23 protein-coding genes are annotated in these 22,476 nt (G+C 71.2%); 21 read left to right on the top strand and 2 right to left on the bottom strand.

Annotation, left to right across the window (positions count from 1 at the left end; all coding sequences use genetic code 11):
* Positions 1-115: 115 nt before the first annotated feature.
* From HP445_RS02080 to dapF, 7 genes are all read left to right on the top strand, one after another.
* A complete protein-coding gene (locus tag HP445_RS02080) occupies positions 116-424 on the top strand; it encodes a helix-turn-helix domain-containing protein (RefSeq protein ID WP_027464765.1) in 309 nt (102 codons plus the stop codon).
* 86 nt (positions 425-510) lie between these two features.
* Positions 511-735 carry a DUF3046 domain-containing protein gene (locus tag HP445_RS02075; protein WP_071405602.1) on the top strand — a complete coding sequence of 75 codons (225 nt, stop codon included), beginning with the start codon at positions 511-513 and terminating at the stop codon, positions 733-735.
* Positions 736-1,007: 272 nt separating this feature from the next.
* Positions 1,008-2,069 (top strand): recombinase RecA, encoded by a 1,062-nt coding sequence (recA, locus tag HP445_RS02070; protein ID WP_027464767.1) that lies wholly within the window; start codon positions 1,008-1,010, stop codon positions 2,067-2,069.
* Positions 2,066-2,980 (top strand): regulatory protein RecX, encoded by a 915-nt coding sequence (locus HP445_RS19055; RefSeq protein ID WP_128781334.1) that lies wholly within the window; start codon positions 2,066-2,068, stop codon positions 2,978-2,980. The genes recA and HP445_RS19055 overlap by 4 nt, the downstream gene beginning before the upstream one ends.
* 26 nt (positions 2,981-3,006) lie before the next feature.
* Positions 3,007-4,503, top strand: a complete 1,497-nt coding sequence (gene miaB / locus HP445_RS02060) for a tRNA (N6-isopentenyl adenosine(37)-C2)-methylthiotransferase MiaB (RefSeq protein ID WP_128781335.1) — start codon at positions 3,007-3,009, stop codon at positions 4,501-4,503.
* Positions 4,490-5,473 carry a tRNA (adenosine(37)-N6)-dimethylallyltransferase MiaA gene (miaA, locus tag HP445_RS02055; RefSeq protein ID WP_372496356.1) on the top strand — a complete coding sequence of 328 codons (984 nt, stop codon included), beginning with the start codon at positions 4,490-4,492 and terminating at the stop codon, positions 5,471-5,473. Before miaB ends, miaA begins: the two co-directional genes overlap by 14 nt.
* Positions 5,470-6,360: a diaminopimelate epimerase gene (gene dapF / locus HP445_RS02050; RefSeq protein WP_027464770.1), complete on the top strand. Its 891-nt coding sequence runs from the start codon at positions 5,470-5,472 to the stop codon at positions 6,358-6,360. Before miaA ends, dapF begins: the two co-directional genes overlap by 4 nt.
* 154 nt (positions 6,361-6,514) lie before the next feature.
* Here dapF and HP445_RS02045 read toward each other — a convergent pair whose 3' ends face one another.
* Complete coding sequence (locus HP445_RS02045) at positions 6,515-7,126, bottom strand: class I SAM-dependent methyltransferase (protein ID WP_128781336.1); 612 nt, start codon at positions 7,124-7,126, stop codon at positions 6,515-6,517.
* Between the two features lie 61 nt (positions 7,127-7,187).
* Between HP445_RS02045 and hflX the strand changes: the two genes are divergently transcribed.
* Positions 7,188-8,729 (top strand): GTPase HflX, encoded by a 1,542-nt coding sequence (gene hflX / locus HP445_RS02040; protein WP_111033176.1) that lies wholly within the window; start codon positions 7,188-7,190, stop codon positions 8,727-8,729.
* 198 nt (positions 8,730-8,927) lie between these two features.
* Here the strand turns inward: hflX and lexA are convergent, their stop codons facing one another.
* Positions 8,928-9,572 (bottom strand): transcriptional repressor LexA, encoded by a 645-nt coding sequence (gene lexA / locus HP445_RS02035; protein ID WP_128781337.1) that lies wholly within the window; start codon positions 9,570-9,572, stop codon positions 8,928-8,930.
* Positions 9,573-9,808: 236 nt separating this feature from the next.
* Here lexA and HP445_RS02030 point away from each other — a divergent pair, with 236 nt between their 5' ends.
* From HP445_RS02030 to der, 13 genes are all read left to right on the top strand, one after another.
* On the top strand, positions 9,809-10,186 hold the full coding sequence (locus tag HP445_RS02030; RefSeq protein WP_027464774.1) for a LysM peptidoglycan-binding domain-containing protein: 378 nt from the start codon (positions 9,809-9,811) through the stop codon (positions 10,184-10,186).
* 64 nt (positions 10,187-10,250) lie between these two features.
* Complete coding sequence (locus HP445_RS02025) at positions 10,251-11,357, top strand: histidinol-phosphate transaminase (protein WP_128781338.1); 1,107 nt, start codon at positions 10,251-10,253, stop codon at positions 11,355-11,357.
* Positions 11,354-11,956, top strand: coding sequence for an imidazoleglycerol-phosphate dehydratase HisB (gene hisB, locus HP445_RS02020; RefSeq protein WP_027464776.1), 603 nt, complete (start codon positions 11,354-11,356; stop codon positions 11,954-11,956). Before HP445_RS02025 ends, hisB begins: the two co-directional genes overlap by 4 nt.
* A complete protein-coding gene (gene hisH / locus HP445_RS02015; protein ID WP_111030465.1) occupies positions 11,953-12,591 on the top strand; it encodes an imidazole glycerol phosphate synthase subunit HisH in 639 nt (212 codons plus the stop codon). The genes hisB and hisH overlap by 4 nt, the downstream gene beginning before the upstream one ends.
* A gap of 97 nt (positions 12,592-12,688) precedes the next feature.
* On the top strand, positions 12,689-13,435 hold the full coding sequence (priA, locus tag HP445_RS02010) for a bifunctional 1-(5-phosphoribosyl)-5-((5-phosphoribosylamino)methylideneamino)imidazole-4-carboxamide isomerase/phosphoribosylanthranilate isomerase PriA (RefSeq protein WP_017885902.1): 747 nt from the start codon (positions 12,689-12,691) through the stop codon (positions 13,433-13,435).
* A gap of 4 nt (positions 13,436-13,439) precedes the next feature.
* Complete coding sequence (locus tag HP445_RS02005; protein ID WP_128781339.1) at positions 13,440-14,255, top strand: SseB family protein; 816 nt, start codon at positions 13,440-13,442, stop codon at positions 14,253-14,255.
* Positions 14,256-14,314: 59 nt separating this feature from the next.
* Positions 14,315-15,190, top strand: coding sequence for a ParA family protein (locus tag HP445_RS02000; protein ID WP_017885900.1), 876 nt, complete (start codon positions 14,315-14,317; stop codon positions 15,188-15,190).
* The gene (locus HP445_RS01995) at positions 15,174-15,977 is read left to right on the top strand and encodes a segregation and condensation protein A (protein ID WP_175330767.1); all 804 of its coding nucleotides are present in this window, start codon (positions 15,174-15,176) and stop codon (positions 15,975-15,977) included. Before HP445_RS02000 ends, HP445_RS01995 begins: the two co-directional genes overlap by 17 nt.
* A complete protein-coding gene (scpB, locus tag HP445_RS01990; RefSeq protein ID WP_217499650.1) occupies positions 15,967-16,656 on the top strand; it encodes an SMC-Scp complex subunit ScpB in 690 nt (229 codons plus the stop codon). The genes HP445_RS01995 and scpB overlap by 11 nt, the downstream gene beginning before the upstream one ends.
* A gap of 1,261 nt (positions 16,657-17,917) precedes the next feature.
* Entirely contained in the window at positions 17,918-18,706 is a 789-nt protein-coding gene (locus tag HP445_RS18415) for a pseudouridine synthase (protein WP_228501111.1), read from the top strand.
* 58 nt (positions 18,707-18,764) lie between these two features.
* Complete coding sequence (locus HP445_RS01980; protein WP_128781342.1) at positions 18,765-19,877, top strand: prephenate dehydrogenase; 1,113 nt, start codon at positions 18,765-18,767, stop codon at positions 19,875-19,877.
* Positions 19,878-20,071: 194 nt separating this feature from the next.
* Positions 20,072-20,767 carry a (d)CMP kinase gene (gene cmk / locus HP445_RS01975; protein ID WP_051596569.1) on the top strand — a complete coding sequence of 232 codons (696 nt, stop codon included), beginning with the start codon at positions 20,072-20,074 and terminating at the stop codon, positions 20,765-20,767.
* A 109-nt stretch (positions 20,768-20,876) separates the two neighbouring features.
* The gene (gene der / locus HP445_RS01970; protein WP_071405612.1) at positions 20,877-22,397 is read left to right on the top strand and encodes a ribosome biogenesis GTPase Der; all 1,521 of its coding nucleotides are present in this window, start codon (positions 20,877-20,879) and stop codon (positions 22,395-22,397) included.
* Positions 22,398-22,476 lie beyond the last annotated feature (79 nt).

Raw genomic sequence — 22,476 nt, 5'->3', positions numbered from 1 at the left:
CAGTACGGCAGCCAGCCTGGCTAACATGCTGCAACCGGCAACGCTATTGTTGCTGAACCCGAACTCGATCCACCGGACCGAGCGGGCGCGGAGACGACAGAGAGGAGGAGTTCTCATGGTTCTCGTTCGTCAGGAAATCGGCGATGTGCTCCGGGACTTCCGCTTGCAGAAGGGCCGGACCCTCCGTCAGGTCGCGTCCAAGGCCAGTGTCGCGCTCGGGTACCTCAGTGAGGTCGAGCGCGGGCAGAAGGAAGCCAGCTCGGAGATCCTCGCGTCCGTCGCGGATGCTCTGGACACGCCCATCTCGACCATCATGCGCGAAGTGGGCGACCGCCTCGCGATCGTCGAGGGGCTGACCCCCGTCCCCGACACGCTCCCGGACGACCTCGTCGCCGAGTTCGACAACGACCTCGCGGTTCGCTGAGCGCACCGCACCGAACGCCCTCGCCGGTCCTTCCCGGCGGGGGCGTTCTGCGTTCCGGCCCACGACCACGCGCCTAGGCTGGTCGGATGCGCGTGAGTGAGTTCTGGCGAGCCGTCGACCAGGTGTTCGGTGAGGCCTACGGTTCCGTGGTCACCCGTGACGTCGTGCTCGAGGGGCTGGGCGGTCGCTCCGCCGTGGACGCCCTCGCGGCTGGCATCGAGGCCCGCCGGGTGTGGGACGCACTGTGCGACTCGCAGGACGTCCCGATGGACCGGCGGCACGGCAAGGGCCTCGCCGAACCCCAGGACTGAGCGGGTTCCGCGGGGCGGCGCACCCGAAACTGTGTTCGGCGTGTTGCTCGAACGCGTGTTCGATCGGTGGTAGCTTCCTCCACAGCGGCGTCGCCCGGATGTTCCATCCACAGATCGCGTGACCGTCGGCAGTGATGTCGGTGGCTCGCCATAGGTTGATGGACATCGGGAACAGCCCGAAGCCTTGTCGCAGAACCATCGGCCTTGCACCACCGGCCGGCGTGGACGCGACAGCCTACAGGCGGCCGAACATGAGCACGAAGGAGCACCCCATGCCATCACCGGCAGACCGCGAAAAGGCCCTCGAGACCGCACTCGCACAGATCGACAGGCAGTTCGGCAAGGGTGCGATCATGCGCCTCGGTTCGGACGAACGCGCCCCCGTCAACGTCATCCAGACCGGGTCGGTGGCGCTGGACGTCGCGCTCGGCATCGGTGGCCTGCCCCGTGGCCGCATCGTCGAGATCTACGGCCCGGAGTCGTCGGGTAAGACGACCCTCACCATCCACGCCATCGCCAACGCCCAGCGCGCCGGTGGCATCGCGGCCTTCATCGACGCCGAGCACGCGCTCGACCCCGAGTACGCCAAGAAGCTCGGTGTCGACATCGACGCCCTGCTCGTGTCGCAGCCCGACACCGCCGAGCAGGCGCTCGAGATCGCGGACATGCTGGTCCGCTCCGGCTCCATCGACCTGATCGTCATCGACTCCGTCGCGGCCCTCGTGCCCCGTGCTGAGATCGAGGGCGAGATGGGTGACTCGCACGTCGGTCTGCAGGCCCGCCTCATGTCCCAGGCGCTGCGAAAGCTCGCCGGTGGCCTGAACCAGACGCAGACCACGATGATCTTCATCAACCAGCTGCGCGAGAAGATCGGCGTGTTCTTCGGTTCGCCGGAGACCACCTCGGGCGGTAAGGCGTTGAAGTTCTACGCGTCCGTCCGCCTCGACATCCGTCGCATCGAGACGCTCAAGAGCGGTACCGACGCGGTGGGCAACCGCACGCGCGTCAAGGTCGTCAAGAACAAGATGGCACCGCCCTTCAAGCAGGCCGAGTTCGACATCCTGTACGGCGTCGGCATCTCGCGCGAAGGCTCGCTGCTCGACTTCGGTGTCGACCACGGCATCGTCAAGAAGTCGGGCGCCTGGTACACCTACGACGGCGACCAGCTCGGGCAGGGCAAGGAGAACTCGCGTTCCTTCCTGATCCAGAACCCCGAGATCGCTGCCGACATCGAAGGCAAGATCCTCGCCAAGCTCGGCGTCGGCGGCGCCAAGGCCGAGGACGCCCCGGTCGAGTCGATCGCGCCGAAGCTCGCGGAGCGCAAGGGCGCGTGAGCACCGACCACGACGACGACGGCCTCGCACCGGTCACCGACCTGTTCGGTGCGAGGTCGCGTCGCCGTGCCCCCGTCACCCCGGTGACGCCCGCGATCCCCGAGCCTCCGGTGTCACCGGACGAACCGCGCGACACCGACGGTTGGGCGCTGCCCGAGTCGGACGAAGGTCGTGCGGACGAGTTCCCCGCATCGTTCGACGCCGATTCGCCGGTGCCCCTGCTCGGTGCCCGCGGGCCGGCGGCGTGGGTGTCGCCCGTCATCGGAGACGGCAGCGGGCGCTCGAACCGTGCGGAGCAGGACGGCTACGACTCCGAGACGGCTGACGCCACCACGGCGTCGGTGTTCTCCATCGCCGGCGGCGAGGAGATCGACCCGGCCGACGCACCCCGTCCGCTCGACGAACAGCGCGCGGACGCCGAACGGCTCAGTCTTCGTGCCCTCGGGCGCAAGGGCGTGAGCGAGTCCGAGATGCGGACCCTGCTGCTGCAGCAGGACCTCGACCCCGACGTGGTCGAGCACGAGATCGAGCGGTTGACCCGTGTCGGGCTCCTCGACGACGTCGCCCTCGCCACCGACCTGGTGGATCGACTGCACGCCCGCAAGGGCCTCGGTCGACAGGGTGTCGTGACCGAGCTCCGTCGCCGGGGGATCGACCAGGTGGCGATCGACACCGCGCTCGACGAAGCCGCCGACGACGAGGACGACGAGTTCCTCCGCGCGCAGGAACTCGCCGACAAGCGGGCACCGCAGATGCGCGGGCTCGACCGGGCGACCGCTGAACGCCGGCTGTCCGGCTTCCTGATGCGCAAGGGCTACAGCTCCGGCGTCGTCCGGATCGCTGTGGCACGTGCCCTCGACGGTGGCGGGAAGCGGCCGCCTTCCGGCCGCGGGACCGTCCGGTTCGAGTAGCCGCTCCGACCTACACTGGGACGACCATGGCCACCGTCGAAGCGCGCCCCCGCACCTACGAAGTCCGCACCTACGGGTGCCAGATGAACGTCCACGACTCCGAGCGCTTGAGCGGGTCACTGCAGGCTGCGGGCTACACCGCGGCGGACGGTGCGCAGGCCGACGTCGTCGTCATCAACACCTGTGCGGTGCGCGAGAACGCGGACAACCGGCTGTACGGCAACCTCGGGCAGCTCGCGGGGATCAAGCGCGAGCACCCCGGCATGCAGATCGCCGTCGGCGGGTGCCTGGCGCAGAAGGACAAGAACGTCATCCTCGAGAAGGCGCCGTGGGTCGACGTCGTCTTCGGCACGCACAACATGGGGTCGCTGCCGACCCTGCTCGAGCGGGCGCGGCACAACGACGAGGCGCAGATCGAGATCCTCGAGGCGCTCGACGTCTTCCCGTCGACGCTGCCCACCAAGCGCGACTCGACGCACAGCGGCTGGGTCTCCATCTCCGTCGGCTGCAACAACACCTGCACGTTCTGCATCGTGCCGTCGCTCCGCGGCAAGGAGAAGGACCGCCGTCCCGGTGACGTCCTGGCCGAGATCCAGGCGCTCGTCGACGACGGCGCGATCGAGGTCACGCTGCTCGGGCAGAACGTGAACTCCTACGGGGTCGAGTTCGGCGACCGACAGGCGTTCGGCAAGCTGCTGCGGGCCACCGGGGCCATCGAGGGGCTCGAGCGCGTCCGCTTCACCAGCCCGCACCCGGCGGCGTTCACCGACGACGTCATCGATGCGATGGCCGAGACCCCGAACGTGATGCCCCAGCTGCACATGCCGCTGCAGTCGGGTTCCGACCGGGTGCTCAAGGCCATGCGCCGGAGCTACCGCAGCGAGCGGTTCCTCGGCATCCTCGACCGCGTCCGCGTGAAGATCCCGCACGCGGCGATCTCCACCGACATCATCGTCGGGTTCCCCGGCGAGACCGACGCCGACTTCGAGGACACCCTGCGCGTCGTCGAGCAGGCACGGTTCGCCTCGGCGTTCACGTTCCAGTACTCGATCCGCCCGGGCACCCCGGCCGCGACGATGGACGACCAGCTACCGAAGCACATCGTGCAGGAGCGCTACGAGCGACTCGTCGCCCTGCAGGAACGCATCACCGCGGAAGAGAACGCGCTGCAGGTCGGCCGGAGCGTCGAGGTGCTCGTCGCGTCGGGCGAAGGCCGCAAGGACGACGCCACCCACCGGCTCTCCGGTCGCGCGGAGGACTCCCGGCTCGTGCACTTCACCGTGCCCGCCGGGTCCGAGGTCCCGCGCCCGGGCGACGTGGTCACCGTCGACATCACCCGTGCCGCACCGCACTTCCTGCTCGCCGACGACGACGCGCCGCTGCGCATCCGACGCACCCGGGCCGGCGACGCCTGGGACCGCGCGCAGGCCGAGAGCTGCGGCGTGCCCACGCCCGCTGCCGCCACGGGCGACGGGCCCCGTCCGGTCTCGCTCGGGCTGCCGACGCTCCGTGTCGGGCGCTGAGCTCCCCGGGGCTGTGCCGACGAGCGCCGCGTCACCCGCACCCGGTGACGCCGCGGACCTGATCGCAGTCGTCGGGGCGACGGGCACCGGGAAGTCCGACCTCGGCATCGCGATCGCGGAACGGCTGCGCGCTGCTGGCCGTCGCGCGGAGATCATCAACGCGGATGCCATGCAGCTGTACCGGGGCATGGACATCGGCACTGCGAAGCTCCCGCCGGCGGAACGGCACGGCATCCCGCACCACCAGCTCGACGTGCTCGAGGTCACCGACGAGGCGAGCGTCGCCGCCTACCAGGTCGCCGCCCGAGCCGACGTCGACCGGATCCAGGCCGACGGTGGCGTGGCCGTCCTCGTCGGCGGCAGCGGCCTGTACGTCTCCGCGGTGCTGTTCGACCTGGCGTTCCCGGGCACCGACCCCGCGCTCCGTGCGCAGCTCGAGCGCGAGCACGAGGAGCTCGGCCCGGGCATCCTGCTCGAGCGACTCCGTGCCCTCGACCCGGCGGCCGCCGCGACGATCGACGCGCGCAACCCACGGCGGTTGATCCGTGCACTCGAGATCGCGAGCCGATCCGAGGTCGTGACCCCGAGCCTCCCGGCCGCGCCCAGCGCCTGGCGACCGTCCCGGATCCTGCACCTGCGGCGTGACCGCGAGCAGCTCGTGTCGGCGCTGCACGAGCGGGCCGCGCGGATGTTCGAGGCCGGACTCGTCGATGAGGTCGCGGCGCTCCGCGAGCAGGGACTCGAGCAGGGCAAGACCGCGCGGGGTGCCATCGGGTACTCGCAGGCGCTCGAGGTGCTCGCCGGCACGGCGACCCGCGATCAGGCGGTCGAGGCGACCGGCATCGCGACCCGCAAGTACGCCCGGCGGCAGGTGTCGTGGTTCCGCCGGTACACCGATGCCGAGACGCTCGACGTCACGGGCGCGGACCGCGGCGACCTGTCGGAACTGGCCCGTAGGATCGTGCCGTGACCGAGCTGCACTTCACCAAGGGCCAGGGGACCGGCAACGACTTCGTCCTGTTCGCCGACCCCGACGCCACCGTCGACCTGACCCCCGAGCGGATCCGCGCCATCGCGGACCGACGCTTCGGCGTGGGCGGCGACGGCGTGATCCGCGCGGTGCGGTCCGAGGCGATCCCCGAGGGGCGGGCGCTCGTGGCCGTCGAGCCCGAGGCGACCTGGTTCATGGACTACCACAACGCCGACGGCACGGTCGCGGAGATGTGCGGCAACGGCATCCGCGTGTTCGCCAGGTACCTGACCGAGTCCGGCCTGGTCGAGCTCGCTCCCGGCGAGACGCTCACCGTCGGCAGTCGCAAGGGGCTGGTCGACATCCAGCGCACCACGAACGGGTTCGCCGCCGACCTCGGTCGCTGGGGCCTGGGCATCGAGGGCGGTGGCTCCGACGACGTGCTCGTCCGGGCCAAGAACCTCGACGGGGCGCGGCCCGGCATCGGCATCGACGTGGGCAACCCGCACGTGGTCGTCGCCGTCGAGACCGAGGACGAACTGGCCGACCTCGACCTGACGTTCCTGCCGGTACTCGACCCAGCACCGGAGCACGGGGCGAACGTGGAGTTCGTGCTGCCCGGCGACCCCCTCATCAAGGACGGCGTCGGCGAGATCACGATGCGGGTGCACGAGCGGGGGAGCGGTGAGACGCTGTCGTGCGGCACCGGGGCCGTCGCCGCTGCTCTCGCGACGCGCTACTGGGTCGGTGCGGGCGCGCCGGACACCTGGCGCGTGCGGGTGCCGGGCGGGCTGCTGACGGTGCGGATGACGGCGACCGAGGACGGCGAGCACGTCTCGCTGTCCGGTCCCGCCGAGCTCGTGTTCTCCGGCGACCTGACGGTCTGACGGTCTGACGCGGAGCGGCGGCGCTTCGGCTCGTTGCCGTTTCGTGAGCAGAAATGGTCGGGTGCCCAGCGGCGACCCGACCATTTGTGCTCACGATGTGAGCGCTCGCGCTCGCGCTCGCGCCCGCGCTCGCGCACGCGCTCGCGCTCGCGCCCTACGCGCTGCGCTGCACCCGGATGACGCGGAACCCCTTCGCCGTCGACTCCCGCGTGACCGCGAACCCCGAGCCGAGCGCGCCGACGAGCCACTTCTGCAACGAGTCGCCCCCGAGGTCCTTCGACACGACGAGCCAGGCGTCGCCCCCGACCTCGAGCCGGGGCAGCCACGTCAGCAGGATCTGGTGCAGCTCGTCCTTGCCGACACGGATCGGCGGGTTCGACCAGATCGTGCGGAAGCGCAGGTCGGCCGGCACGTCGTCGGGCAGCGCGATCGTGACGTTCGATGCCCCCGCGGCAGCAGCGTTGGCGCGCGCGAGCCCGAGCACCCGCTCGTTGACGTCGACGCCCCACACCTGGGCCTCGGGGGACTGCAGGGCCATCGTGATCGCGATCGGGCCCCAGCCGCAGCCGATGTCGAGCAGCGCTCCGTCGGCAGCGGGCGCCGGCACCGAACCGAGCAGGACCTTCGTGCCGCGGTCGACGCCGTCGGGGCTGAAGACCCCCGCCGCGGTCGACAGGGTGAGGGGCTGACCGGCGAGCGTGACGTGCACCTGGCGCGGCCGGAGTTCGCTCTCGGGGGTGGCCGAGAAGTAGTGGTCGTTCGCCATGGATGAACCGTACCGGCAACCGAGTGTGTCGCAGGGCCTCCAGAGGTAGCCTGTGCACAGGATGACGGATACCCATCAGCAGAACCACCAGACCAACGACGACAGCGCAGACGGTGTCGTCGAGAGGGTGTTGCGCAACGCAGACCACCGCGCAGCATCGTCCATCTTCGCACCCGCCCAGGCCATCCAGACGCAGTCGGTCGACGACCGCAGTTGGACCGGCGACGGCGACCAGTACGACCGTGAGGACCGTGCGGCGTTGCGCCGTGTCGCCGGCCTCTCCACCGAACTCGAGGACGTCACCGAGGTCGAGTACCGCCAGCTGCGGCTCGAGCAGGTCGTCCTGATCGGCGTGTACCCCCAGGGCGACGCCTCGGACGCCGAGAACTCCCTCCGCGAGCTCGCAGCACTCGCCGAGACCGCGGGCGCCGTGGTGCTCGACGGGCTCCTCCAGCGCCGGCCGAACCCGGACCCGGCCACCTACCTGGGCAAGGGCAAAGCCCAGGAGCTCGCGATGGTCGTCAAGGCCACCGGCGCCGACACCGTCATCGCCGACACCGAACTGGCACCCTCGCAGCGTCGTGCGCTCGAGGACGTCGTGAAGGTGAAGGTCATCGACCGCACGGCCGTGATCCTCGACATCTTCAGCCAGCACGCGAAGACCCGCGAGGGGAAGGCGCAGGTCGAACTCGCCCAGCTGCAGTACCTGCTGCCTCGACTGCGCGGTTGGGGTGACTCGATGTCCCGGCAGGCCGGTGGCCAGGTCTCCGGAGGCGCTGGCATGGGCTCTCGTGGCCCCGGTGAGACGAAGATGGAGCTCGACCGCCGCAAGATCCACACGCGGATGGCGAAGCTCCGTCGGCAGATCGCCGGGTTCACCCCGGCCCGTGAGGCCAAGCGTGCCGAGCGCAACCGCAACGAGGTGCCGAGCGTCGCGATCGCGGGCTACACCAACGCCGGCAAGTCGTCGCTGCTCAACCGGCTGACGAGCGCGGGCGTGCTGGTGCAGAACCAGCTGTTCGCGACGCTGGACGCCACCGTCCGTCGGACCGAGAGCGCCAAGGGCCGGGAGTTCACGTTCGTCGACACGGTCGGCTTCGTCCGCAACCTGCCGCACCAGCTCGTCGAGGCCTTCCGCTCCACCCTCGAAGAGGTCGGCGACGCCGACGTCATCGTGCACGTGGTCGACGGCTCGCACCCCGACCCCGGTGCGCAGCTGTCCACCGTGCGCGAGGTCATCGGCGACGTCGGTGCGGGTGACATCCCGGAGATCGTCGTCTTCAACAAGGCCGACCTGATCGACGACGCGCAGCGGCTCGTGCTCATCGGACTCGTGCCGGACGCGGTGTTCGTGTCGGCGCGCACGGGCGAGGGCATCCCGGAGCTCCTCAGCGTCATCGAGGACCGCCTGCCGGAGCCCGACGTCGACCTGACGATCGTGGTGCCGTACGACCGCGGCGACCTGGTGTCGTCGCTGCACGACACCGGCTCGGTCGAGTCCGTCGACTACGTCGAGGACGGCACGCGCCTGCGGGTGCGCGTCTTCCAGCGGCAGGTCTCCGAGCTCGAGCCCTACGTGGTCACGCCGGTCCCCACCGTCTGACGGTCACCTCCGACAGTCGCTGGCGCTGGGGAGCGCTGCCGCGCGGCCTGGAGGCCCGTCACGGGTCCGCCGGACGCCGTCGCGTCACCGAGCCGCCCCGGAACACACGGAACGCCGCCGGATCCGGCGGCGTTTCGTCGTGCAGGGGACGTCGTACGGTGACGACGGCGTCTCGCGCTGGTGCAGCGCGAGCCGCGGTCAGAGGGAGCGGAGGACCGCGACGACCTTGCCGAGCACCGAGGCCGCGTCGCCGAGGATCGGCTCGAAGGCGGAGTTGCGCGGCAGCAGCCACGTGTGACCGTCGCGCTGGCGGAAGACCTTGACCGTCGCCTCTTCGTCGAGCATGGCCGCGACGATGTCACCGTTCTCGGCGGTCTGCTGCGACCGGACGACGACCCAGTCCCCGTCGCAGATCGCGGCGTCGATCATCGACTCACCGACGACCTTGAGCATGAAGAGCTCGCCGGTGCCGACGAGCTGTCGGGGGAGCGGGATGATCTCGTCGACGTGCTGCTCGGCGGTGATCGGGACACCGGCGGCGATCCGGCCGACGAGCGGCACGAGCGTGGTGGCGTCGATGTCCGGTCCGCCGACCTCGGACGACGGCTCGTCGACCAGGACCTCGAGCGCCCGCGGGCGGTTCGGGTCGCGGCGGATCCAGCCACCGAGCTCGAGCTGGCCGAGCTGGTGGGAGACGCTGGAGAGCGAGGAGAGCCCGGCGGCGTCGCCGATCTCGCGCATGCTCGGCGGGTAGCCCCGTGAGGCGATCGACGCACGGATCGCGTCGAAGATCGCCTGCTGCTTCGGCGTCAGCGGCTTCTGGCCCCGCAGTTCGTCCACCACGTCGTCTCGCTTTCGTCGGTGCCGGTCCGGCCGCGGCGGGAATGTCGGTGGTCCCCGTCAGGCTTGTCCCAGTCGATCGAAACAGTATCCGACCAGCCAGGGCCGGACAAACACCTGTTCGAGCGTGTCGCAAGAAAACCCCGCAGAAATCCACTCCCAGGACTTGTGCGTCCGCTGATTCGAAACTATGTTCGGTACACGACTTCGGTTCCACCGAACGGGAAGGCAAGAACGACATGAGCACCATCGCCATCGCTGACATCCAGCGCACCGCGGCGCCCGCCGTGCGTACCCGCCTGCGTCTGACGCGTCGCGGCCGCATCGTCTTCACGACGCTCGCCGCGCTCCCGCTCCTCATCGTCGTCGCCCTCGGCGTGCTGAACGGCGGGCAGGCCTCCGCCGGAGACGCCACCGCCGGCGGCGCCCGCACCCAGTTCGAGACCGTGACGATCCAGCCGGGCGAGACGCTCTGGCAGCTCGCCGAGCAGACGGCCCCGAACTCGGACCCGCGTGACTTCGTGCAGGACGTCGTGAGCCTCAACGCGCTCGACGGCTCCGCGCTGCAGGCCGGCGAAGAGATCGCCATCCCCACCAAGTACACCGACGGCGAGTAGCCACTCGGGCAGTGCCGTCCAGACGGCTGGTCGTCGCACGGTGACAGCGGCCTACGATGGATCGGTGGCATTCACGCTCGAAGACCTCCCGATCCGAGACGACCTGCGCGGGCAGAGTCCGTATGGCGCCCCGCAGAAGCACGTCCGCGTGCAGCTCAACGTCAACGAGAACACGCATCCCGTTCCGGACGACGTCGCTGCCGACATCGTCGAGTCGATCCGGCAGGCCCTGCTGACGGTCAACCGGTACCCCGACCGCGAGTTCACCGAGCTCCGGCAGTCGCTCGCCGACTACCTCGGACACGACCTGACCGCCGAGCAGCTCTGGGCGGCGAACGGGTCGAACGAGGTGTTGCAGCAGCTCCTCCAGGCGTTCGGCGGGCCCGGTCGCTCGGTGCTCGGGTTCCCGCCCACCTACTCGATGCACTCGATCCTCGCGTCGGGCACCGGCACCACGTGGATCCCGGCCCAGCGGGACGATGAGTTCCGCATCTCGCCCGAGACCGTCGTGGCGGCGATCCGTGAGCACCAGCCGGACATCGTGTTCCTGTGCGGGCCGAACAACCCGACGGGGACCCCGCTCGACATCGAGACGATCGCGGCCGCCTACGACGCGACCGACGGCATCGTGATGGTGGACGAGGCGTACGCCGAGTTCATGCCGTCCGACGCCCCGAGCGCCCTCACGCTGCTGCCCGGTCGTGAGCGCCTGGTGGTCTCCCGCACGATGAGCAAGGCGTTCGCGTTCGCCGGTGCCAGGGTCGGCTACATGGCCGCACACCCCGCCGTCGTCGACGCCGTCCGGTTGGTCCGGTTGCCGTACCACCTGTCCGCGCTGACCCAGGCGGCGGCGATCGCGGCACTCCGGCACGCCCCAGAGATGCTGGCGATGGTCGACGACATCAAGGGGCAGCGCGACCGCATGGTCACCGAGCTGCGGGCGATGGGGTACCGCACCTACGAGACCTGGTCGAACTTCGTCCTGTTCGGTGGTGTCGCCGACCCGAACGCCGCCTTCGAGGCGCTGCTCGAGCGTGACGTCATCGTGCGCGACCTCGGGATCCCGAACCACCTGCGGGTGAGTGCGGGGACCGAGGCCGAAACAACCGCGTTCCTCGACGCCATGCGGCAGGTCGCCGCCGAGCAGCCGCCGGTTAGGGTTGACGCATGACCGCCCGCACCGCCTCGATCAGCCGTTCGACGAGCGAATCGAGTGTCGAACTCGAGCTCGACCTGGACGGCACCGGGACCTCGTCGATCTCGACCTCCGTCCCGTTCTTCGACCACATGCTGACCGCGTTCAGCAAGCACTCCCTGATCGACCTGCGGGTGCGTTCGACGGGTGACACCGACATCGACGTGCACCACACGGTCGAGGACACCGGCATCGTGCTCGGTCAGGCGATCAAGCAGGCCCTCGGCGACCGCTCCGGCATCGGCCGGTACGGCGACGCCCTGGTCCCGTTGGACGAAGCGCTGGCCCAGGCCGTCGTCGACGTCTCGGGGCGTCCGTTCCTGGTGCACTCCGGCGAGCCCGCGGGCTTCGAGTTCCACCGCATCGGCGGCCACTTCACCGGCTCGATGGTCCGCCACGTGTTCGAGGCGATCACGTTCAACGCCGGCATCACCGTCCACGTCCGCGTGCTCGAGGGCCGCGACCCCCACCACATCGCCGAAGCCGAGTTCAAGGCGTTCGCCCGAGCCATGCGCAAGGCGGTCGAGCTGGACCCGCGCGTCGACGGCATCCCCTCCACGAAGGGCGCCCTGTGACAACCGCCAAGCCGAACGTCGTCGTCCTCGACTACGGGTCGGGGAACGTCCACTCCGCCGCCAAGGCACTCGAGCGCGCCGGCGCCGAGGTCACCCTGACCTCGGACAAGCAGGCGGCACTCAAGGCCGACGGCCTGCTCGTCCCCGGCGTCGGGGCGTTCGCCGCCGTGATCGACCAGCTCGAGGGCGTGCAGGGCGGCGAGATCGTCGACCACCGTCTGGCCGGCGGGCGACCCGTGCTCGGCATCTGCGTCGGCATGCAGGTCCTGTTCTCGCGGGGCATCGAGCGTGGAGCCGACGTCGAAGGGCTCGGCCAGTGGCCCGGCACCGTGCAGGAGATCCAGGCCGAGGTGCTGCCGCACATGGGCTGGAACACCGTGCAGGCGCCCGAGGACTCCGTGCTGTTCGACGGGCTGCACGACGAGCGCTTCTACTTCGTGCACTCCTACGGCGTGACCGACTTCCCGCTCGAGGCGTACGGGCCGTTCCGTGCGCCGCGTCTGACCTGGGCCGAGCACGGGCAGCCCTTCATCGCCGCGGTCGAGAACGGGCCGCTCACCGCCACGCAGTTCCACCCCGAGAAGTCCGGCGAGCCGGGCATCCGCCTGCTCTCCAACTGGGTGCGTTCGCTCTGAACCCGGCCGGTGCCGGGCGCGACGGCCGTGCCGGACGCGCACCGGGCCTCCCGGCTGTCCGCAGCCCCTTCTCCACCGCAACGAAACCGACAGGACCATGACCGACCTCACCGACACCCCGCCCCTCGTCCTGCTGCCGGCTGTCGACGTCGTCGACGGACAGGCCGTGCGACTCACCCAGGGTGAGGCGGGGAGTGAGACCGGCTACGGCGACCCCGTCGCCGCTGCCCGGACCTGGCGCGACCAGGGCGCCGAGTGGATCCACCTCGTCGACCTCGACGCAGCCTTCGGTCGTGGCGACAACCGCCGGGTGATCGCGCACGCCGTCCGCGAGGTCGAGGGTGTCTCGGTCGAGCTGTCCGGCGGCATCCGCGACGACGCCTCGCTCGAAGCGGCACTGGCGACCGGTGCGGCACGCGTCAACCTCGGCACCGCGGCGCTCGAGAACCCGGACTGGGCCGCGCGGGTGATCGGTGAGTACGGCGAGCAGATCGCCGTCGGGCTGGACGTCCGCGGCACCACGCTGTCGAGCCGCGGCTGGACCGAGGACGCCGGCGACCTGTGGGAGGTGCTCGACCGGCTCGAAGCCGCCGGGTGCGCCCGCTACGTGGTGACCGACGTCACGAAGGACGGCACGCTGCAGGGGCCCAACGTCGAACTGCTCCGCCAGGTGTGCGACCGGACCGACCAGCCCGTGGTGGCCTCCGGCGGGATCTCGACGCTCGACGACCTCCGTGCGCTCCGCGAACTCGTGCCGTACGGGCTCGAGGGCGCGATCATCGGCAAGGCGCTGTACTCCGGGGCGTTCACGCTGCCGGCCGCACTCGACATCGCCTCCGAGTAGCGCCGTGGCGGGCATCTCGAACGGCCGTGGCACCGGGCCGGACGCCGACGACGCGCACACCCCCGGCGGGGCGGCGGACTCGGCGGGCTTCTCGTGGGAAGGCCGCACGTTCGACCACCACGACACCGCGTTCGCCGATGACGACGGACTCGCCGACCCCGCGGTGGTCGCGGCCATCGGTGCGATCGCCGACGGTGCGTCCCAGGCGGCGATCGTCGAGGCGCTCCGGACCGCCCGGCTGCTCATCCCGCTCATCGCCGAGGCCGGTGACGTGGGGGAGACCGACGAGGGCAAGCTCGTCGACAAGACCCAGGAACTCTCGATCGTGACGGTCGCCGGTCCGGACGGTCGCAGCGTGATGCCGGCGTTCACCTCGGTGGACGCCATGCACGCGTGGGACCCCGACGCGCGTCCGGTGCCGGTGGAGTCCCGCCGCGTGGCGATGGCCGCGGCGAGCGAGGACACCCAGCTCGTCGTGCTCGACCCGAAGTCGCCGACCGAGTTCGTGCTGCGTCGTCCGGCGGTGTGGGCGCTCGGGCAGGACCTGCCGTGGACCCCGTGCTTCGAGGACCCCGAGGTGGCCCGGGCCTTCGCGGCCTCGGTCGAGGGGGAGTCCAGCGTCGCCCGTGTCGAACTCGCGCCGGGCGACCCGGTCGGCCGGTTCGCCGGACCCGAGCTGACGGTGGGACTGGCCCTGCACCCGGGGCTCGACCGCGAGCAGGTCGGCGAGCTCGTCGGTCGGCTGCAGCAGCGGTGGTCGACCGACCCCGTGATCGCGGAGCGGGTCGACAGCATGCGCGTCGCCCTGCGCGCTGCCTGACGAGCAGCAGTGCGGCGGTGCGACCCGGCCCAGCCCGAGGTCGCCGGTACGATGACGGGGTGAGCCCGAACCCGACGACCAACCCCACCGGCGCGACCACCCACGGTCCGACGGGGCGTCCCGTCCGGGACTTCCCCGTGCCCGAGGAACTCGACAGCACCGGACCCGCCCGCATCATCGCGCTCTGCAACCAGAAGGGCGGCGTGGGCAAGACCACGACGGCCATCAACCTGGGCGCCGCGCTCGCCGAGTACGGCCGCAAGGTCCTGGCCGTCGACTTCGACCCGCAGGGCGCGCTGTCCGCGGGCCTCGGCGTCCGGACGCACGACATCCACACCGTGTACGACCTGCTCATGGGCGCCGTGAAGGACCCGAACCAGGTCATCCAGCCGACGAACACCCCCGGCCTCGACGTCATCCCGGCGAACATCGACCTGTCCGCGGCCGAGGTGCACCTGGTCAACGAGGTCGCCCGCGAGCAGATCCTGGCGAGCGTGCTGCGCAAGGTCGCGAACGACTACGACGTGATCCTGGTCGACTGCCAGCCGTCGCTCGGCCTGCTCACCGTGAACGCCCTGACCGCGGCGCACGGCGTCCTCATCCCGCTCGAGTGCGAGTTCTTCGCGCTCCGCGGTGTCGCGCTGCTCATCGAGACGATCGACAAGGTGCGCGACCGCCTCAACCCGGCGCTCAAGCTCGACGGCATCCTGGCGACCATGTACGACTCGCGCACGCTGCACTCCCGCGAGGTCATGGAGCGGGTCGTCGACACCTTCGACGACCGCGTGCTCGACACCGTCATCGGCCGCACCGTGAAGTTCCCGGACGCCACGGTGTCCGCACGTCCGATCACGCAGACCGCGCCGGACCACCCTGCCGCCCACGCCTACCGGCAGCTCGCACGAGAGCTCGTCCAGCGTGGCGCCGTCGCCTGACGCGGGGTTCCGGGTCCGGCTCGCCAACTTCGACGGACCGTTCGACCTCCTGCTGTCGCTCATCACGAAGCACGAGCTCGACATCACCGAGGTGTCGCTCGGTGCCGTGACGGGGGAGTTCATCCAGTACGTCCGGCAGGCCGAGTCCGCCGACGAGCTCGACGAGGCCAGCGAGTTCCTGGTCGTCGCGGCGACGCTGCTCGACCTGAAGATCGTCGGGCTGCTGCCCCAGGGTGAGCTCGTGGACGCCGAGGACGTCGCCCTGCTCGAGGCCCGCGACCTGCTGTTCGCCCGGCTGCTGCAGTACCGCGCGTTCAAGCAGGCCGCCGACTGGTTCGGGGAGCGCTGGGGCGTCGAGTCGCGCCGGCACGTCCGCAGCGTCCGACTCGAGGAGCGGTTCCGCGCGCGGACGCCTGAGCTCGTCTGGACCCTGTCGTTGCAGGACTTCGCCGCACTGGCCGCGCTGGCCTTCGCCCCGCGGGAGATCCCGACCGTCGGCCTCGACCACCTGCACGCCCCGCTCATCAGCATCCGCGAACAGGCCGCGATCGTCGTCTCGATCCTCCGCACCCGCGATGGTGAGGGCGTCTCGTTCCGTGAACTGGTCGCGGGCGTCGACCAGACGGGTATCGTGGTGGCTCGCTTCCTCGCGATCCTCGAGCTGTACCGGAACGCGTCGATCTCGTTCGAGCAGCTCGAGCCGCTCGGGGAGCTGACACTGCGGTGGACCGCCGAGGACTGGTCCGACGAGAGCCTCGCGAACCTGGGAGCCGACTATGACGGATGACGTGAACGACACGTCCAGCGCCGAACCCGGCGGCGCTGACGAGATGGCCGACGCCCGCGCCATCGAGCGCGAGATCCACGAGCGCGCCGCGTCCGAGGCCCACCCCGCCATCCCCATCGACCGGCAGCTCGAGGCCATCCTGATGATCGCCGACCAGCCGCAGTCGTTCGTCGCCCTCGGTGCTGCGGTCGGTTCGCCCGTCCCCGCCGTCCGCCAGGCGATCGAACGCCTGGTCGCCGACTTCGACGGCGTCGACGGCACGATCCGCCGCGGCTTCGAACTGCGCGAGGTCGGTGGCGGCTGGCGCTTCTACGTCCGCGCCGACCTGGACCCCGTGGTCGAGCAGTTCGTCGAGGCCGAGCGCCCCTCGCGGCTGTCGCAGGCCGCACTCGAGACCCTCGCGGTCGTCGCCTACAAGCAGCCGATCACGCGCTCGCAGATCGCTGCGATCCGCGCCGTCAACGTCGACGGCGTCGTCCGAACCCTGGTGGCACGCGGCCTCATCGAGGAGTCGTTCACCGACGCCGAGACCGGCGCCATCAACTACGTCACGTCCGACCTGCTCCTGCAGCAGCTCGGCATCAACTCGCTCGACGAGCTGCCGCTCATCTCGCCCCTCCTGGACGACGGTGCGGACGGCTTCGAGCAGAACGAAGGGATCCCCGATGGCAGGGTTTGACGACCGGGGGCGCGGCGCGCCCCGAGACCGAGACGACCGCAACGGACGCTCGGGAGGCCCGGATCGCTCCGGCCGCCCGGCCGGCGGACGCGGTGGGGCCGGCTCCAGTGCCGGTGGCCGCTCCGGCGGGTACGGTCGCGACGACCGCGGGGGCGCACGCCCGCCGCGTGACGACGACCGTCGTGGCGGGTACCCGTCGCGCGACGACCGCGGCGGCGAGCGTGGTGGGTACCGCGGGGCTTCGGCTCCGCGTGACGACCGTGGTGGCTACCGGGGTCGTGACGACCGTTCCGGTGGCGGTGACCGTGGTGGCTACCGGGGTAACTCCGCTCCGCGTGACGATCGCGGTGGCTACCGCGGCCGTGACGACCGTGGTGGGTCCGCTCCTCGCGACGACCGCGGTGGTGACCGTGGGGGCTACCGCGGCAACTCCGCTCCGCGTGACGACCGCGGTGGGTACCGCGGTCGCGATGACCGATCCGGTGGCGGTGACCGTGGTGGCTACCGCGGGAACTCCGCTCCGCGTGACGACCGCGGTGGGTACCGCGGCCGTGACGACCGTGGTGCTTCGGCTCCGCGTGACGACCGTGGCGGCTACCGGGGCTCGGCTCCGCGTGACGACCGTGGTGGCTACCGGGGCTCGGCTCCGCGTGACGACCGTGGTGGCTACCGGGGTCGCGACGACCGTGGGAGCTCGGCACCCCGCGACGACCGTGGTGGGTACCGCGGCAACTCGGCACCGCGTGACGACCGTGGTGGCTACCGCGGCCGTGACGACCGTGGTGCTTCGGCCCCGCGCGATGACCGTGGCGGCTACCGGGGTCGCGATGACCGTGCCGGTGGCGGCGACCGTGGTGGCTACCGCGGCAACTCCGCTCCGCGCGACGACCGTGGTGGGTACCGGGGCCGTGACGACCGTGGTGCTTCGGCACCGCGTGACGACCGTGGTGGGTACCGCGGACGTGACGACCGTGGCAGCTCCGCTCCCCGCGACGACCGGCGCGACGACCGTGGCCGCGACGACCGCCGCACCCCGGACGGCCAGCAGAGCCGCGTCTGGCACAACGGCCGCCGCTACGTCGGCGGCACCACGAGCGTCCGCAACAGCGACCGCACGACGCCGAAGCCGAGCGGGCAGCGCGACGACCGGGGCAACCCGGCCGAGGGCACGCCCGAACGGCCGATCATCGAGGACTGGGACGCGGCGGACGGAACGGCGCCTGCCGGGGCCGAGCCGAGCCTCCAGGCAGAGGGAGAGCGCCTGCAGAAGGTGATCGCCGCTGCCGGCGTCGCATCCCGCCGGGTCGCGGAGAACCTGATCGTCGAGGGCCGCGTGACGGTCAACGGCGAGGTCGTGGACGCCCTGGGGCGCCGCGTCGACCCCGAGAAGGACGCGATCAGCGTCGACGGCGTGCCCGTGCAGATCGACTCGTCGCGGCGCTACATCGTGCTGAACAAGCCGACCGGTGTCGTCTCGAGCCTGCAGGACGAGCGCGGTCGCCGCGACCTGACCGAGTTCGTGGACCGCTACGAGGAGCGCCTGTTCAACGTCGGCCGTCTCGACGCGGAGACCTCCGGGCTGCTCGTCCTGACGAACGACGGCGACCTGGCACACGTGCTCGCGCACCCGTCGTTCGGCGTGCAGAAGACGTACATCGCGAAGGTCCACGGCAACGTGAACCCCGCCGTCGTGCAGCGCCTGACCGAGGGCGTCGAGCTCGAGGACGGTCCGATCAAGGCCGACAAGGTGCGGTTGCTCGAGTCCTCGCGGGGTGAGTCGCTCGTCGAGATCACGCTGCACTCCGGCCGCAACCGCATCGTCCGTCGCATGCTCGAGGCCGTCGACCACCCGGTCCTCGAACTCGTCCGCCGGTCCTTCGGACCGCTGCACCTGGGCAGCCTGCCGCCGGGCAAGATGCGCGAGCTCGGCACCGTCGAGGTCGGCAAGCTGCTCAGCACCGTCCGCGACGCGAAGCCGTCCGCTCGTGACGACCGCGACGTCGCGCTCGACCAGGACGACGACGAGTACGAGGACGAGTCGGCGGACTGACCGATCCCGAGGCTCGGGCATCGACCGATGCCCGAGCCTCGATCGGTAGGCTTGCCCGGTGACCGACGTGACCCCGACCGACATCGACCGCCGTCTGCGCGGCCCGGTCCGGATCGTCGGTGCCGGGTTGCTCGGTGCCTCGATCGGTCTCGCCCTGCGTGAGAAGGGCGTGGACGTCGTCCTCGACGACGTCTCGCCCGCCGCACTGGCGCTCGCCGTGGACTACGGCGCCGGGCGTCGACCGGCCGCCGGCGACCAGCCGGAGCTCATCGTCGTCGCGGTGCCGCCGGACGTCGTGGCGATGGTGGTGGAGCGTGAGCTCGCTGCCCACCCCGACGCTGTCGTGACCGACGTCGCCAGCGTGAAGTCCGGGCCGCTCGCCGCCCTGGTGGCGGCCGGGGCCGACGTCTCCCGCTACATCGGGTCGCACCCGATGGCCGGACGCGAGCGCAGCGGTCCGACCGCCGCCCGCGCTGACCTGTTCGTCGGCCGCCCCTGGGTCATCGCCGGGCACGACGGCATCACGTACCAGCGTGCCGCGGTGGTCGAGGACCTCGCGCTCGACGTCGGCGCCACCGTCGTGCCGATGGACCCCGAGTCGCACGACCTCGCCGTGGCCTACGTCTCGCACGCGCCGCAGCTCGTGTCGACGCTGATGGCCTCGCGCCTGCGGGACGCCCCCGACGGGTCGCTCGGCCTGGCCGGCGGCGGCGTGCGCGACGTCACCCGGATCGCCGCGAGCGACCCCGGGCTCTGGGTGCAGATCATCGGGGCGAACGCCGGGCACATCCGGCCGGTGCTCACCGACCTGCGCGACGACCTGTCCCGTGTGATCGACGCGCTCGGCGACCCGGACGGTGCCGGATCGCCGCGCACCATCGCCGAGACCATCGCCGACGGCAACCGCGGGGTCGAACGACTGCCCGGCAAGCACGGCACCACCAAGCGCTTCGCCCAGGTGGTCGTCCTGGTCGACGACACCCCCGGGCAGATCGCCGCACTCCTGACGTTCATCGGGGAGATCGGCATCAACCTCGAGGACATGCGCCTCGAGCACTCACCGGGCGCACAGATCGGCATCGTCGAGGTGTCGGTGCTGCCCGAGCAGGAACAGCGACTCGTCGAGGAACTCGAGGGGCGCGGATGGAGGATCGCAGCAGCATGGGCCTGAACGACGACACGTACGCAGCGACGAACGACTCCGGTGTGACCGGCGGACCGGACGGGCCCGACACCGGCCTCCCGACCCCGGGCCAGGGCGGTGCCGGCGGCCCGCTCAGCGGCAGCGGCGACGGCGGCGCACTCGGGGGCCCGGCAGGTGGCCTCGGCGAACCCGGCGGGGAGCCCGGCTCGACCAGCGCCCCGATGCCGTCCGGTCTGGCCGACGGCGCCTACGTGGCGAAGATCGTCATCGCGGTCGACGGCCCCGCCGGCAGCGGCAAGTCGAGCGTCTCCCGTGCGGCCGCCCGCGCCCTGGGCTACGGCTACCAGGACACCGGCGCCGCCTACCGTGCACTCGCGTGGCACGCCCTGCAGCAGCGGGTCGACCTCGACGACGCCGCGGCGATCCTGGCGAGCTGGGACACCTTCGACTACGCCATCGGCACCGACCCCGACGACTACTACGTCAAGGTGGGGGAGACCGACGTGACGGAGGCCATCCGCACCCCCGACGTCACCGGCGCGGTCGCCCACATCGCGAAGCTCCCGGACGTCCGGAAGCGCCTGGTCCAGCTGTTCCGCAACGTCATGCGGAAGACCGACGCCCCGGGCATCATCACCGAGGGCCGGGACATCACCACGGTCGTCGCACCCGATGCCGAGGTCCGGATCCTGCTGACGGCCGACGAGTCCGTTAGAATGGCCCGACGCTCGGCAGAGGTCACGACCCAGTCGGCCGCCGAGACCTCCGCAGCACTCGCTCGTCGCGACGCGGCGGACGCGAAGGTCGTCGACTTCATGAACGCCGCCGACGGCGTCACGACGCTCGACTCCACCGACCTCGACTTCGACCAGACCGTGCAGGCGGTCGTCGACCTGGCCCGCGCGGCCACGCACTGACGCACGACCGGACGGCCTCGGCCGCCTGGTCACACCACGGCCGGACCCCCGGCCCCGGCCGGCAACGGCCACCGACACCGCGGCCCCGGCCGCTCGCGAGGAACCCAAGATGGCTCAGCTGGACAACCCGGACAACGACGACTTCCCCCGGTACGACGACGCCCTCGGCGAGCGGCTCGCCGGACTCGACGAGGCCGAGGCCGAGCAGCGCGCGACCGCGCTCCGCGCCGGACTCGAGGAGTACGACCTCGAGGACGAGGACCTCGCCCTGCTCGAGGCCGGTCAGGTCGGCGAGGACGGCGTCCACTACCTGCCCGCCTACCCGGTGCTCGCGATCGTCGGCCGCCCGAACGTCGGCAAGTCCGCGCTCGTCAACCGCATCCTCGGCCGTCGTGAGGCGGTCGTGCAGGACGTCCCCGGCGTCACCCGCGACCGTGTCAGCTACAAGGCCGACTGGAACGACAAGCGCTTCACGCTCGTCGACACCGGCGGCTGGGAGCCCGGCGCCGAGGGCATCAACGCCTCCGTCGCCGCGCAGGCCGAGGTCGCGATCGACCTCGCCGACGCCGTGCTGTTCGTCGTGGACGTCACGGTCGGCATCACCGCCACCGACGAGCACGTCGTCAAGATGCTCCGCGGCACCGACCGCCCCGTCATCGTCGTCGCGAACAAGGCCGACGACGAGCGCCGTGAACTCGACGCCTACGAACTCTGGAACCTGGGTCTCGGCGAGCCGCACCCGGTGTCGGCCCTGCACGGCCGTGGCGTCGCGGACCTGCTCGACCTGATCATCAAGACGCTGCCCGACACCTCGGCCGTCGCCAAGCAGGAGGTCGGCGGCCCCCGCCGCGTGGCCATCCTCGGCCGCCCGAACGTCGGCAAGAGCTCGCTGCTCAACAAGGCCGCCGGTGAAGAGCGGGTCGTCGTGAACGACATCGCCGGCACCACCCGTGACCCGGTGGACGAGCAGATCGAGCTCGGCGGCAAGGTGTGGCGCTTCGTCGACACCGCCGGCATCCGCAAGCGCGTGCACATGCAGCAGGGCGCCGACTTCTACGCCTCGCTCCGCACCACCGCTGCGCTCGAGAAGGCCGAGGTCGCCGTCGTCGTCCTCGACGTCACCGAGCCGGTGTCCGTGCAGGACCTCCGCATCATCGACCTCGTCCTCGAGTCCGGCCGTGCCCTCGTGCTGGCCTACAACAAGTGGGACCTGCTCGACGACGAGCGCCGCCGCTACCTGGAGCGCGAGATCGAGCAGGACCTGGCGCACGTCGCCTGGGCCCCGCGCGTGAACATCTCGGCCCGCACCGGCCGTCACCTCGAGAAGCTCGTGCCCGCGCTCGAGACCGCCCTCGAGTCGTGGGACACCCGCATCCCGACCGGCAAGGTCAACGCCTTCATCGCCGAGCTCGTGCAGGAACACCCCCACCCCGTGCGCGGCGGCAAGCAGCCCCGCATCCTGTTCGGGACCCAGGCCTCGAGCCAGCCGCCGACGTTCGTGCTCTTCACGTCGGCGTTCCTCGACCCGCAGTACCGACGCTTCATCACGCGTCGCCTCCGCGAGGTCTGGGGCTTCTCCGGCACGCCGATCAACGTCAACATGCGGGTGCGCGAGCGCCGGAAGCGCTGAGCCCTCACACCCGTCACGCAGAACGCGCCTCGATCCGTCGGGGCGCGTTCTGCGTTCGCGTCCGGCCTGGAGGCCCGGA

This window comes from Curtobacterium flaccumfaciens, from assembly GCF_013359815.1.
Taxonomy (GTDB): domain Bacteria; phylum Actinomycetota; class Actinomycetes; order Actinomycetales; family Microbacteriaceae; genus Curtobacterium; species Curtobacterium flaccumfaciens.
Note: the sequence above shows the minus strand (reverse complement) of the source record. Positions and strands in the feature narration are given on the sequence as shown.

Bases quoted from the DNA above. Each gene is read 5' to 3' on its own strand.
- HP445_RS02080 (WP_027464765.1), top strand. From the start codon at position 116: ATGGTTCTCGTTCGTCAGGAAATCGGCGATGTGCTCCGGGACTTCCGC.
- HP445_RS02075 (WP_071405602.1), top strand. From the start codon at position 511: ATGCGCGTGAGTGAGTTCTGGCGAGCCGTCGACCAGGTGTTCGGTGAG.
- recA (WP_027464767.1), top strand. From the start codon at position 1,008: ATGCCATCACCGGCAGACCGCGAAAAGGCCCTCGAGACCGCACTCGCA.
- miaB (WP_128781335.1), top strand. From the start codon at position 3,007: ATGGCCACCGTCGAAGCGCGCCCCCGCACCTACGAAGTCCGCACCTAC.
- HP445_RS02045 (WP_128781336.1), bottom strand. From the start codon at position 7,126: ATGGCGAACGACCACTACTTCTCGGCCACCCCCGAGAGCGAACTCCGG.
- hflX (WP_111033176.1), top strand. From the start codon at position 7,188: ATGACGGATACCCATCAGCAGAACCACCAGACCAACGACGACAGCGCA.
- HP445_RS02030 (WP_027464774.1), top strand. From the start codon at position 9,809: ATGAGCACCATCGCCATCGCTGACATCCAGCGCACCGCGGCGCCCGCC.
- hisB (WP_027464776.1), top strand. From the start codon at position 11,354: ATGACCGCCCGCACCGCCTCGATCAGCCGTTCGACGAGCGAATCGAGT.
- priA (WP_017885902.1), top strand. From the start codon at position 12,689: ATGACCGACCTCACCGACACCCCGCCCCTCGTCCTGCTGCCGGCTGTC.
- scpB (WP_217499650.1), top strand. From the start codon at position 15,967: ATGACGGATGACGTGAACGACACGTCCAGCGCCGAACCCGGCGGCGCT.
- cmk (WP_051596569.1), top strand. From the start codon at position 20,072: ATGCCGTCCGGTCTGGCCGACGGCGCCTACGTGGCGAAGATCGTCATC.
- der (WP_071405612.1), top strand. From the start codon at position 20,877: ATGGCTCAGCTGGACAACCCGGACAACGACGACTTCCCCCGGTACGAC.